The sequence below is a fragment of the Streptomyces sp. NPDC043878 genome (assembly GCF_056435735.1).
Genome location: NZ_JBWKDW010000051.1, coordinates 1 through 12291, shown reverse-complemented (window position 1 = coordinate 12291; position 12291 = coordinate 1). Strand labels below are relative to the sequence as shown.

General features: G+C 74.2%; 9 protein-coding genes and 1 pseudogene. 3 read left to right on the top strand and 7 right to left on the bottom strand.

Features of this window, described 5'->3' with window-relative positions; translation table 11 throughout:
* Positions 1 to 150: 150 nt before the first annotated feature.
* Both AC07AZ_RS37660 and AC07AZ_RS37655 read left to right on the top strand, forming a co-directional pair.
* The gene (locus tag AC07AZ_RS37660) at positions 151 to 564 is read left to right on the top strand and encodes an acyl-CoA thioesterase (protein WP_478855268.1); all 414 of its coding nucleotides are present in this window, start codon (positions 151 to 153) and stop codon (positions 562 to 564) included.
* Positions 561 to 1262 carry a DUF8010 domain-containing protein gene (locus AC07AZ_RS37655; RefSeq protein WP_478855267.1) on the top strand — a complete coding sequence of 234 codons (702 nt, stop codon included), beginning with the start codon at positions 561 to 563 and terminating at the stop codon, positions 1260 to 1262. Before AC07AZ_RS37660 ends, AC07AZ_RS37655 begins: the two co-directional genes overlap by 4 nt.
* 33 nt (positions 1263 to 1295) lie before the next feature.
* On the opposite strand, the gene AC07AZ_RS37650 is transcribed toward AC07AZ_RS37655, so the two are convergent.
* Positions 1296 to 1700, bottom strand: coding sequence for a globin (locus tag AC07AZ_RS37650; protein ID WP_478855266.1), 405 nt, complete (start codon positions 1698 to 1700; stop codon positions 1296 to 1298).
* A gap of 168 nt (positions 1701 to 1868) precedes the next feature.
* Here AC07AZ_RS37650 and AC07AZ_RS37645 point away from each other — a divergent pair, with 168 nt between their 5' ends.
* On the top strand, positions 1869 to 2852 hold the full coding sequence (locus AC07AZ_RS37645; RefSeq protein ID WP_478855265.1) for a methyltransferase domain-containing protein: 984 nt from the start codon (positions 1869 to 1871) through the stop codon (positions 2850 to 2852).
* A 9-nt stretch (positions 2853 to 2861) separates the two neighbouring features.
* Here the strand turns inward: AC07AZ_RS37645 and AC07AZ_RS37640 are convergent, their stop codons facing one another.
* The 6 genes and pseudogenes from AC07AZ_RS37640 to AC07AZ_RS37615 all read right to left on the bottom strand — a co-directional run.
* Positions 2862 to 4163, bottom strand: a complete 1302-nt coding sequence (locus tag AC07AZ_RS37640) for an FHA domain-containing protein (RefSeq protein WP_478855264.1) — start codon at positions 4161 to 4163, stop codon at positions 2862 to 2864.
* A gap of 82 nt (positions 4164 to 4245) precedes the next feature.
* Entirely contained in the window at positions 4246 to 5589 is a 1344-nt protein-coding gene (locus tag AC07AZ_RS37635; protein ID WP_478855263.1) for a vWA domain-containing protein, read from the bottom strand.
* A 197-nt stretch (positions 5590 to 5786) separates the two neighbouring features.
* Entirely contained in the window at positions 5787 to 7157 is a 1371-nt protein-coding gene (locus AC07AZ_RS37630) for a PP2C family protein-serine/threonine phosphatase (protein WP_478855262.1), read from the bottom strand.
* Positions 7158 to 9851, bottom strand: a complete 2694-nt coding sequence (locus AC07AZ_RS37625; protein WP_478855261.1) for a serine/threonine-protein kinase — start codon at positions 9849 to 9851, stop codon at positions 7158 to 7160.
* 22 nt (positions 9852 to 9873) lie between these two features.
* Entirely contained in the window at positions 9874 to 11208 is a 1335-nt protein-coding gene (locus AC07AZ_RS37620; protein WP_478855260.1) for a coiled-coil domain-containing protein, read from the bottom strand.
* A gap of 55 nt (positions 11209 to 11263) precedes the next feature.
* Positions 11264 to 12136, bottom strand: a pseudogene (locus tag AC07AZ_RS37615) (glutamate ABC transporter substrate-binding protein); the annotation flags it as partial.
* Positions 12137 to 12291 lie beyond the last annotated feature (155 nt).

Below are 12291 nucleotides of genomic sequence, written 5' to 3'. Positions count from 1 at the left end.
GGGGAGGGGGGGGGGGGGGGGGGGGGGGGGGGGGGGGGGGGGGGGGGGGGGGGGGGGGGGGGGGGGGGGGGGGGGGGGGGGGGGGTTGTCCCCCCCCCCCCCCCCCCCCCCCCCGCGCCACCTACAAGAAGCTGACCCGGGGCTGATCTCTTGCGGCACATCTACCGCTGCCCACTGCGCTGGGCGGACATGGACGCGTACGGCCACGTCAACAACGTGGTCTTCCTCCGGTACCTGGAGGAAGCCCGTATCGACTTCCTGTTCCGCCCGGACAAGGATTTCCAGCAGGGGTCCGTGGTGGCGCGCCATGAGATCGACTACAAGCGGCAGCTGGTCCACCGGCACTCGCCCGTGGACATCGAGCTGTGGGTCACCGAGATCAGGGCGGCCTCCTTCACGCTGACCTATGAGGTCAAGGACCCGGACCAGGTCTACGTCCGGGCCTCGACGGTGATCGTGCCGTTCGACTTCGAGGCGCAGCGGCCGCGCCGGATCACCGCGGAGGAGCGGGAGTTCCTCGCGGAGTACCGGGACGACGACGAGGAGGAGGCCGTCGCCGCATGACGGTCCTCCACCTCGCCGACGAGGGGGAGGCGGCGGACCTCGCGGCCTTCCTCTCCCGGCTGATCCACTACGACCGTGCCGCCGCGGTGCGTCTCCAGGCGGCCGGGACCGCGCTCGCCGTTTTCGGCCGGCCGGCCTCCTTCGAGGTCCTCGCGATCCGCGCGGTGCGCCTCGCCAAGCCGTACGAGAACGGGCTCGACGTCAGCCTGGACGCCACCGTCTCCGCCGGTGAACTCCTGGAGGGCGTCGACGAGTCGGCGGCCACGGCCGCCGTTCCGGCCGCGGTCACCGGTCCGCCCTGGGCCGGGGTGCTGCCCCCACGGACCGGCTGGCGGCCCGAGCCGGGGCTGCCGGCACCGGAGCGCCTGCGCGCGCTGGTCGCCGCCGCGGTCAGCGAATTCCGCTCCCGTACCGAGGAGTTGGCGCCCGAACAGCGCACCCGGTCCGAACTCGACCGGGTGGGACGGGAGATCTGGTCCCGCACGGTGGGGGCCACCCCGCTGACGGTGCGGGCCGTGCACGCGGCCCAGTCGCTGGGCTTCCTGCGCCCCGCCACCGCACCCGGGGGTGCCCCCGCCTCCGGGGAGGCGCCGCCGAGCCTGTTCTCGTCGGGGTCGTGGCTGAGGCTGCGCACCCACTACGGATCGATCGCCCTGCGCCGGGCGGGCCTCGGGACGCTGGACGTCAGCGTCCGCTGACCGAGCGGCCCGACGACCGGCGGCGCGGCGGTGTCACTCCGGGGTGTTGACCATCGAGGCGGCCGCGTACGTCAGGTAGTTCCACAAGGTCGTCTCGTGCTCCTCGGACAGGCCGAGGTCGTCGACGGCGTCCCGCATGTGCCTCAGCCAGGCGTCGTGCGCCGCGCGGTCGACGGTGAAGGGCGCGTGGCGCATCCGCAGCCGGGGGTGGCCGCGGTTGTCGCTGTACGTCGTCGGGCCGCCCCAGTACTGGATGAGGAAGAGCGTGAGACGGTCCTCGGCCGGGCCGAGGTCCTCCTCGGGGTACATGGGCCGCAGGACCGGGTCCTCGGCGACTCCCTCGTAGAAGCGGTGGACGAGGCGGCGGAAGGTGTCCTCCCCGCCGACCTGTTCGTAGAAGGTCTGCTCCTGAAGCGTGCCGCGCCGGATCTCTTTCACCCGTCCATGGTCTCAGACGGCACGACCTGGGTCCCGGGGCCCAGGACCTGCCCCCGGGCCCTCGCCGCACCCTCCCCGGACCGGGCGGACAACCCGCGCGGACCGGCTGATTCCGGACCGGCGGTTCCGCCGGTCGCCTCGGGCCGCGTCCCGCAGCACAGTGGACATATGAGCGCACACGCCCTCGACGGCGACCTGTCCGCCCTCGCCGACTCGGCGCGGGCGTCCCTGGTGCGCGAGATCGAGGCGAGCGGGGCCTGGGACACCGAACCGGTCTGGCGGGAGGCGTTCGAGGCCGTTCCGCGCCATCTCTTCGTGCCGTACTACTACGTCGGCGTCCGGGGCGGCTACGAACGCCGGTGGGGCCAGAGCCCGGACCCCGGCACCCGCGAGCGCTGGCTGCGCGGCGCCTACGCCGACGCCCCGCTGGCGACCCGGCTGCGCGACGGCGAGCTGCTCTCCTCCAGCAGCCAGCCCTCGCTGATGGCGATGATGCTGGTCGAACTCGGGGTGTGCGACGGGGACCGGGTCCTGGAGATCGGCGCGGGCACCGGCTACAACGCGGCCCTGCTCGCCCACCGGCTCGGTGCCGACGAACTGGTCACCACCGTCGACCTGGAGCCGGAGATCGCCGAGTCGGCGCGACGTCATCTCGCCGAGGCCGGCCACCACCCGGTCGTCGTCACCGGCGACGGAGCCCGCGGAGTGCCCGAACGCGCCCCCTTCGACCGGATCGTCGCGACCTGCGCCCTGCCCTCGGTGCCGCTCGCCTGGCCCGCCCAGTGCCGTCCCGGCGCCCGCATCCTCACCCCGCTCGCCACCGGGCTGCTCACCCTGACGGTGCGCGACGCCTGGCACGCCGAGGGTCGCTTCCTGCACACGCCCGCCTACTTCGTGCCGCTGCGCGGAGCGGACCGCGCGGGGGAGGAGCCGCCGCCACCGGACGGGGTGCCGCGCCGGGCGGCGGAGCACGAGCTGTTCCACTTCCTGCTGACCCTGACCCGCGGCTGCCTGGAACCGCGGGAGGCGTACGCGCTGTGGGCGCGCGAGGACATGCCCCGGCGCGAGCGGTACGGCGTCACGGTCAGCGGCGGACACGAGTGGGCCTGGCTGGACGATCCGGAGGGGCCGTACACCTGGCCCCTCCGCTGAGCCGGCGGGTCAGCCCCGGCGGACCGTGATCGTCGTCCACGCCCCGACGTGCACCCGGTCGCCGTCCTGCAGCGGCACGGGCACGAAGGGCTGGATCGGCTCCTCCGAGCCGTTGACCGTCGTGCCGTTCGTGGAGTTCTGGTCGACGACCGCCCAGTTGCCGTCCGGCTGCTGCACCAGCACGGCGTGCTGGTGGGAGACGCCCGGGTCCTCCGGCGGCACCGACAGGTCGATGTCGGGGGTGTCCCCGGTGGAGTGGCGGCGCCGGCCGATGGTGATCTGGTTGCCGGTGAGCGTGCGCTGCTGCTCGGGCGAGTACGCGGGCAGGTTGAGGCCCGCCGCCTCGGGGCCGGAGCGGTGCATCATCGCCATGAAGTACTCGCGGTCCGGTCCGATGGTCGCCGTCCAGGTCGCCGGCTGCTGCGGGAAGGCGAGGTGGGGCGGGGCCTGGTTCGAGCCGGGCTGCGGATAGCCGTAGCCGCCGCCGGGCGCGGTGGGGGACGGCGGGGGCAGCACCCAGTCGTCGTCACCGCCGCCGAAGGACGGACCGCCCTGCTGGGGGCGGCCGGTCTCCTGCGGGTAGCCGGTCGGGGCGCCCTGGCCGGAGGGCTGGTACGCCTGCGGGACACCCTGCCCGCCGGGCCCGCCCTGCGTGGGTCCGGGCCGCGGCGGAGCCGGCCGCGACGGGTCGCCGCCGTACCCGGACTGCCCGCCCGGGCCACCCTGACCGCCGTAACCGGGCTGCCCGCCCTGGCCCCCTTGGCCCCCTTGACCTCCTGGGGCGCCATAGCCGCCGGGAGGACCGCCCTGACCGCCGGGGCCGCCGTAACCGCCCTGCGGGCCGGCGGGACGCGAGGGCTCGCCGCCGTACGGCGGGATCGGCTCGGCCGGCCGGTTCACCTGTGAGGGGCGCGAACTCTGGTAGTCGTAGGAGTCACCGCCGCCGTACGACGGGCCGGGCGGCTGCTGGAAGCGGGGGGCCTGGCCGGAGCCCGGCGCCGGCGGGCGCGGGGCGGCGGGGGTGTACGAAGTGGCCGTGTTCGTCAGGAAGTTCCACCGGCACTCCTCGCAGAACGGCGCACCGCCCTCGCGGGGCGTACGGCACTGCGGGCAGAGCTCCGGCTCGTGGTCGGGCACGGCGGACAGGTGCGGCCGGCCGCCGGGCTGAGTGCCCTGGCCCGGCGGCGGGAAGCCGTAGCCGCTCGGTGGCGGGGGCGGAGGGGGCGGGGGCACGGCACCGGCCATGCGGTGACCGCAGACCTCGCACCAGTCGTCGGAACCCGACTGGTGTCCGTTCGGGCAGGTCGGCATGTCGGCGCTTCCCCCTCTCCTTTTCCGGCCTTTCGACCGGTTTTCTCCAACCCCAGGAGGGCCGGGCTCGTAACTCGCTCTGTCACTTCTTTACACGAACAGTCTTTGTGGACCGGGTTTCGAGCGTCATCTCGTCGGCCTCCGCGACCTTCGCTTTCAGTCGCACAGTACCTGTCGCGGCGTCGACCACGTCCACCACCTTCGCAAGCAGTTTCGCAGTATCCGCGTTTCCGGAGTCGCCGGCGAGCTGAACGGCCCGGCCCAGTTTGGCCGTTGCTCCGTCGAAATCTCCCGCTTTACGAAGGTCGAGACCCTGCTGGATGACCTGGGCCAGTTCGGCCTGGCCCGTGTAGTGCGCGACCTGCGGATTGATGGACGTGGACGCGACCATGTCGTCGGTCCACACGGCCCGTACGAGACCCTGCGCGCCGAGGTTCTGGGCACTGCCTCCCGGCTGCGGGACGACGAGGGAGACCCGGGCTGCGAGCATCTCCCGGCCCAGGCCCGCGACCGGGACCTCGACGCAGACGTGGTAGTCACGGGACTCGTCCCCCCAGGAGCCGGTGGGGTAGTCGCCGGCGCGCGGGCCCGCCTCCGTGCGGCGGCCGGTGAGGTCCTCGACGGTGGGCGCGACCTGCTTGACGAACTTCACCGTGGTACCGACCGGCGTCCACAGCCGCAGCGACACGTCCGCGACCTCCTTGCCCATCGCCGTCTCCATCATCCGCGTGAAGTCGGCGGCGAGACCGGCCGGGTCGGCGACGATGTCGGCGGTGCCGAGCAGGGCGGAGGCGATCCCTGTGACTTCTTTCACTTCCCAGTCGGTGCCCACGCCCCGGGCGTCACAGGTGAAGCGTCCGGCGCAGGACTCCAGGGCGGCCTTGAGGTCCTCCGGCGACTCGTGCTCGTTGCGGCCGTCGGTGAGCAGGATGCCGTGCCGGATGGCGACGTCCGCCGAGGACAGCAGGCGGTCGGCGAGGCGCAGCCAGGTGCCGATGGCCGTGCCGCCGGTCGCGGTGAGCTTGCGCAGCGCGTGTTTCGCCTGCTCGCGGGTGGTGGCGTCGGCGACCGCGAGGCGCCCGTCGCCGGGGTAGACCTCCTTGGCGACGTGTGTGCCGCCGATCACCGCGAAGTGCACGCCGTCGCGCAGGGTGTCGATGGCCGCCGAGGTGGCGTCGCGGGCGTTGCGCATCTTCGTCGGCGGGTAGTCCATCGAACCCGAGCAGTCGACCATGATCGCGACGGCCGCGGAGGGGCCCCGCCCGGGTGTGTAGTGGTGCGGTGCCGCCGCGCTGCCGACCGTGCCGCCCCCGGTGGCGCTCACCGTGACGATGGCACTGACCTCACGGCCGCCCTCGGGCAGGAACTCGTTCTGGTACACGTCCACCGAGAACTGCGGCACGTGGGACTTCGAGAAATTGGCCATGCCTGTTCACATCCCCCTCGTACCCCGCCGAGGCGGGGCGATGACTGTGGACGGACCGGTCCCCACCGGTCCGTCCGGGCTTCCCCGTACGCGGCCCCCGGCCCGCCTCGTCGTCCCCCGCCGCCGTCCGGCGGGCTGCCCCGCGGCGGAAGCGCCGGCGGGGCCCGGTGGGGCGGACGGGAGTCCGAAGGCAGGGCCTACGCCGATCCTGCCCCCTGCGGCGGGGCCGGGAACGGCAGGAGCGCCACTGTTACGTTGTCGTGGCCCCCGCCGTCCAGGGCGTGACCGACCAGGACCTGCGCGGCGTGCAGCGGGCGTGCGGCGGCGTCGAGGGGGACGACCTCGGCCATCTCCCCGGCCGCTTCGGCGTAGTTCCACAGGCCGTCGGTGCACACCACCACCACACCGGGCCGGTCCGGCTTGAAGGACGCGGTGTGCGGCTCCAGTTCGTAGGCGTCCGCGCCGAGCCAGCCGGTGATCGCGTGGGCGCGTTCGTCGGCGTACGCCTCCGCCTCGTTCATCAGGCCGGCGGCGACCATCTGCGCGGCCCACGAGTCGTCCTCGGTGAGCCGGGCCGGAGGCGTGGCGCGGTCGGCCGGCACCCAGTAGGCGCGGCTGTCCCCGACCCAGCCGACGACCAGCAGTCCGGCGGTCACCACCGAGCCGACGAAGGTGCAGGCGGGGGCGTTCTGGTGCGGGGCGTGCTCGCGGGCCGTGGCCGGTTCCCCGGCGAGCGCGTTGACCGCGTGCGAGGCCGCGATGATCGCGTCGTGCAGGGCCTGCTGTGGATGCGTGCCCGCCGGCAGCGCCGCCAGCAGTGACTCGCTCGCCGCGCGGGACGCGGCGAGCGAGGCGTCGTCCGGGCGGGTCGCCGAGGACACGCCGTCGCAGACGACGGCCAGGACCACGGGGGAGCCGTCCGGCAGGACGCTGGTGCCGAGGGCGAAGGCGTCCTCGTTGCGGTGGTGGCGCAGGCCGCGGTCGCTGACCGCGGCGACCGGGCCGGCCTCCTGCTCCATGTGGTCGCGTTCGCGCGGCTGGGCGTGCCCGCAGTTCTCGCAGTACCCGTCGTCGTCGACGCGGCCCGCCCGGCAGGCCACGCACACCCGGGCGCCCGCGGCGGGCGCCGGCGATTCCGTGGCCGCGCGCGGGTCCGGTGCCTGCAACGGGTACTCCTCGGGCTCCGGCCCGCGGTCGAACCGTACGCCCGCGGCGGGGGACACCGGAGTGCCCGCGGCGGGGGAGACAGGTGCGCCCGGGGCGGGGGACGGCTGCGGCGGCACGGCCGACGGCAGGGCGCGGCCGCCCGAGTCGGTCCCCTGGAGGTCCGTCGGCAGATGCACCGGCGCGGGACGGCCGGAGCTGCCGGGCTCGGGGGCCACGGGCCAGGCCGGGTCGGCGCCCGGCGCGGGCGGTGTCCGGCCGTTCATGGCGATGGTCGGGTTGTCGTCCGGCCGTCCAGGGACGGCGGACAGGTCGTATCCGCACGCACCGCAGAAACGGTCACCCGACTCGAGTGGTTCCTCGCAGCTCGGGCAGGCGGACAGCTGGGGCATCTGCGACATCAACTACACCCACGTCCGGGGGCGGTAACGGTTGGCTCGTTCCACCAGGTCGATCCTCTCCTCGCCGCCGCGTGCGAGCCGGGCCAGCGTGCGGTACGAACGCTCCAGGCCGAAGCGCAGACCCCGCTCGTCCAGGTCGCTGCCGAGCAGCGTCCGCCCCCCGGCGGCACGGGGGTCCCCCCGTCCGGCCGGGGCCGGGAGGGGGTCAGGGGCGGAACCCTGGCCCCCGGAGAGTATCCAGTCCAGCGCGCAGCCGAGGACCTCGGCCGACAACTGTTCACGCCGGGCCGGGTCCAGACCGTACGCGTCCAGCGCCTCGACCTGCCCGGCGGCGGCGGTCAGGTCGTCCAGGAACGGTACGTCACCGGCGGAAGCCGTGCGTTGACGCAGCCGCGCGCGGACGGCCGCCACCCGCGCGGCCGTGTAGTGGATGGAGCTCTCCGGCACCGACTCCAGTGTCCGTACGGCGCCCCTGCGGTCGCCGGTCGCGAGCTGCACGCGGGCCAGGCCGAAGGCGGTGCTCACGTAGCTCGGGTCGGTCGACCACACCAGGCGGTAGTACTCGGCGGCGTTGTCGAGCTGGCCCAGCACCTCCGCGCACAGGCCGAGGGCGAGCTTGGGTGCCGGCTCGCCCGGGAAGGCGTCGTAGACGGCGTCGAAGGCGAGCGCGGCACCCTCGTGGTCGCCGGTCACCAGCGCGGCCACACCCCGGTACCAGACGACCCGCCAGTCGTCGGGCCGCTCCTCCTCCAGCTTCCGCAGGGCCGCGAGGGCCGGGTGCGCGTCGCCGTTCTCCAGCCAGGCGCGGATCTGGCGCAACCGGGTCTCGGCCGACTCGGCCGGCGCCGCGGCCAGGGCGCCGAGCAGTTCGGCCGGCGCGGTGGTCAGCAGGGCCGCCAGGAAACCGGCGTTGGGGTCGGCCGGGTCCACCAGGGGCACGGGCAGGGCGAGGGCCGCCGCGGCCGCGTCGACGGCCTTGACGATGCCCGCGGACGGCTGGGCGGCGGAACCCGGGACGGAGCCCGCGGCGGAACCCGGGACGTGGGCATGGGCGGGGGCCGGGAGAGCGGCCAGCGCCGGGAGACCGCCGGCGGCCGGGGCGGCGGCGAGAGCGCCCGGAGCCGGCGCGGCGGCCGGGACGGGAACGGCACCCGGAACGGCCGGGACCGGAGCGGCGGACGCGCCACGGCGTCTCGCCCGCACCACCCGGGCCCCGAGCCGCGACACCTCGCCGTCCAGCCGTGGGAACAACTCCGTGTCGGTGACCCGCACTTCGGGACCGAACAGGGTGGACAGCGCGGGCCGCGCCTTCCCCGTCTGCAGGGAGACGACCTCGCGCAGCACGCCCGTCAGCTGCTCCGACAGTTCCTGCGCGGAGGCGAACCGGCGGCCCGGGTCGGGGTCGGTGGCCCGCACCAGCAGCCGGTAGAACGACTCGTAGCGGCGGAAGACCTCGATGTGGTCGGGGTCGGGCAGGGAGTCCACGAAGACGTTCGTGTAGCCCTGGAAGTCGAAGGTCAGCACCGCGAGGGTACGGGCCACCGTGTACAGGTCGGACGCCACCGACGGGCCGACCTCCGCGACCTCCGGCGCCTGGTAGCCCACCGTGCCGTAGATGGCCGACTCGTCGTCGTCCATCCGGCGCACCGCGCCCATGTCGATCAGCTTCAGCTGGTCCTCGGTCTGGATCGCGTTGTCGACCTTGAAGTCGCAGTACAGCAGGTTGCGGCTGTGCAGGTGACCGAGCGCCTCCAGCGCCTCGATGCCGTACGCGCACGCCTGCTCCACCGGCAGCGGATCGCGCTTGCCCGCGGTCGTCCGGCGGGCGTTGGCGATCTCCTTCAGCGACTTGCCGCCGACGTACTCCATGACGATGTACCCGTCCAGCGAACCCGTGCGCTGGTCGAGGTGCTCCACGAAGTTGTAGATCCGCACGATGTTGGCGTGCTCGATCTCCGCGAGGAAGCGCCGCTCGGAGATCGCGGCGGCCATCGCGTCCTGGTCGCCCGTGTCCAGCAGGCCCTTGAGGACCACCCAGCGGTCCGACACCGCGCGGTCCACCGCCAGGTAGACCCAGCCGAGCCCGCCGTGCGCCAGACAGCCCGCGACCTCGTACTGGCCGTGGACGACGTCACCGCCCTTGAGCTTCGGGACGAACGAATACGGGTGACCGCACTTGGTGCAGAAACCCTCGGTGCGCCCGGCATGCTCACCGCGCGAACGCCCCACCGGCGCCCCGCAGTCGGAGCGCGAGCAGAACCGCTTGCGCTCGGGCACCTCGGGGTTCTCCAGCACCATCGCGCGCGGGTCGGGCCGCGGCACTCCGGGCACCTCGACCAGGCCGGCGCCCAGGCGCCCGCGGGAGGACGAGGCGGAGGCCGAGCCGGAGCTGCGCACCGACACCGAGCGGCCCGTGGAACGGCCCGACACCGCACGCGACAGCCGGCCCGACACCGAGCGCCGGGACTTCGACGACTGCGAGGACGTACGGGAACTGCCGCGTCCGGCGCGCGCACCGACACCGCCCGACGCGCGGGAGCCCGGGTCGGCGGCGCCGGCGGGCTGCGCGCCGGCCGGGGCGCCCACCGGGACGACCGGCGCCAGCCCGCAGGTGTCGCAGTACAGCTCGCCGCCGCCCATGTCCTCGTACGTCCCGCCGCAGTCGGGCCGCTGGCAGGCCTGCTGTGCCTGAGTCATGACGACGTGTCCCCCTTCTTTCTCACGCGCCCGGTCCCCTCCGGTCCTGTGGCCCGTCCTGCTCCGGCGGCCGCGGGGCGCCGAGCTGCTCGGCGGCCGCGTGCTGGTAGCGCAGGACGGCCTGTTCGGCCACCCGCAGGTCGCAGGGCGCGCTCCACAGCATGCGCCGTGCCGCGTCGTACCGCTCGACCAGCAGCGAGTCCTCCGCGAGCCCGTGCCGGGCGACCTTCGCCCGGTACGCGTCGAGCCGGCCGCGCAGCTCCGCGCGGACCGCCAGCGGCTGGGTGACCGCCGTCAACGACTCGCGGGCGCGCAGCAGCTCGTCCTCCGCCTTCTCCTCCAGGGACTCCAGGAGCGGGGACAGCCGGTGCCACTGGGCGTGCCGGCGGTACTCGGCGGCCGTCGCCAGCTGCTCCTGGAGCACGGTCGGCGGACCGCTGACCACGGGCACCTCGGTGGCGGCGATCTTGGCGAGGACCTCACCGCGCGCGGTGCGCGCCTCGGCGAGGGTGCGGTCGGCACGGCTGAGCACGTCCCGCAGCCGGACGAGCCGCTGTTCCGCGTCCTGCCGGACGGTCAGCACCGCGTCGATCTCCCGGCGCACGTCCTCCAGGGCGCGCGCCTCACGGTCGTACACCGTGGTGTCCGGCCGGCCGCCGCCCGGTGCGGTGCTTCTGCCCTCGGCGCGCACCCAGAACGCGAGCGGGTCGGACACCACCTGCTCGCGCAGGGACGTCAGAGCGCGCGTGATGCGCTCCAGGTCGTCGCCCGCGGGGTGTTCACCGGGGCGCACCCCCACGGAGTGCGCGAGCCGGCGGGTGCGCTGGAGCTCCGCGGCCAGTAAATCTATCCGCGCGGGCAGTGCCGACCAGACCGCGTCCGCGGCGACCACCATGTCGAGCGAGGCCGCGTACAGCTCGTTCATCCGGTCGACGAGCGTCACCAGTGTGAACCGCTCGCTGAGCCGGCCCGGACCACCCGGGGAGCCGGGCGTGCTGGCGGCGGCCGTGGTCGACCCGGCGACCGTGACGGACTCGCCGCGCAGCAGCTCGGTCAGCTCCACCAGGTCCTCGCGGCTGGACCAGCGGCGGCGGGAGCGGATGCCACGGGCGGAGCGCAGCGCGTCCGTGTACGCGTCGAAGTACGCCCACAGCAGCGTGATCGACGCGTCGGCGGCGGCCCAGCGCTCCTTGGTGGTGCCGGTGAGGTCGGCGCCCTCCAGGAGTCTGCGGCCCGCGTGGTCCTGGAGGGCGAGGAGCGAGGTCTCGATCGCCTCGTGCTCCGCGCCGAGCCGCGCCAGCGCACGGTCCACCTCGTCCCGGTCCATCACCGGCCCGGCGGGGTCCGTGACGCCCATCGATCACCTCTCGCTGCTGTGGGTTGTGTTGCTGGTGCCTGGGTGGTGCGGTGCGTCAGCCGGTCCGCAGGTACACCGGCGGGGGCGGCTCCGACTTCGCCGAGTCCTCGTCCAGTGTGGCCGACAGCCACCGGTCGTACGAGGCCTGCCAGCCGTCGGTGGTGTCCTTGCGGTAGTCCACCAGGATCTGGTTGACCCGGCGCACCATGTCGTCCGCGTCCTTGTTCATCGCCACGCCGTAGTACTCGTCGGTGAAGGCGCCGCCCTTGAGCTCGACCGTCGGGTCCTGGGCGGCCTGGCTCGCGGCGAGCGCGCCGTCGGTGACCACGGCGTCGACCTCGCCGAGCTGCAGCCGGACCAGGCAGTCGAGCTGGTTGGGAACGGGCGGGACGACGACGGCGGAGGAGACGAGCCGGTGCCCCTTGTCGGCGAGCAGCAGGGAGTTGGCGATGGAGCCCGCCGCCGTGCAGATCCTCTTGTGCGCGAGCGAGCCGTCATAGCCCGTGATGCCGGAGGACTTGGGGGCCAGCACCTGCTGGCCCGTCTTGAAGTAGGGGGCGGAGAAGGCGACGTCGTCCAGTCGGTCGCAGGTGATGCTCATGGTGCGCACGACCATGTCGACGCTGCCGTTCTGCAGGGCCGGGATGCGCTGGTTGGTGGGGATCGCCTTGAACTGGACGTCGTCCGGGCTGCCGAGTATGTCCTGGGCGATGCGGTGCACCAGGTCGATGTCGAAGCCCTCCAGCTGCCCGGACGTGCCCGCGTTCGGGTTGCGGTAGCCCCAGCGGTAGCTGTTCTGGTCGACGCCGACGACCAGTTTGCGCTTCTCGCCCGGGCGGGCCTTGATCTTCGCGATGGTGTCCCCGTCCGCGCCGGACGGGGACAGCGTCTGCTTCTCCGGGGCCTTCCTGATCTCCGGGTCGTCACAGGCGCTGCCGGGCCGGGGGGGGGGGGGGGGGGGGGGGGGGGGGGGGAGTGGGGGGGGGGTGGGGGGGGGGGGGGGGGAGGGGGGGGGGAGGGGGGGGGGTGGGAGGTCTTGGGAAACTGAGTGGCCGAATTCTCACAAGACAGACCGAACAACGG

Bases quoted from the DNA above. Each gene is read 5' to 3' on its own strand.
- AC07AZ_RS37655 (WP_478855267.1), top strand. From the start codon at position 561: ATGACGGTCCTCCACCTCGCCGACGAGGGGGAGGCGGCGGACCTCGCG.
- AC07AZ_RS37645 (WP_478855265.1), top strand. From the start codon at position 1,869: ATGAGCGCACACGCCCTCGACGGCGACCTGTCCGCCCTCGCCGACTCG.
- AC07AZ_RS37640 (WP_478855264.1), bottom strand. From the start codon at position 4,163: ATGCCGACCTGCCCGAACGGACACCAGTCGGGTTCCGACGACTGGTGC.
- AC07AZ_RS37635 (WP_478855263.1), bottom strand. From the start codon at position 5,589: ATGGCCAATTTCTCGAAGTCCCACGTGCCGCAGTTCTCGGTGGACGTG.
- AC07AZ_RS37625 (WP_478855261.1), bottom strand. From the start codon at position 9,851: ATGACTCAGGCACAGCAGGCCTGCCAGCGGCCCGACTGCGGCGGGACG.
- AC07AZ_RS37620 (WP_478855260.1), bottom strand. From the start codon at position 11,208: ATGGGCGTCACGGACCCCGCCGGGCCGGTGATGGACCGGGACGAGGTG.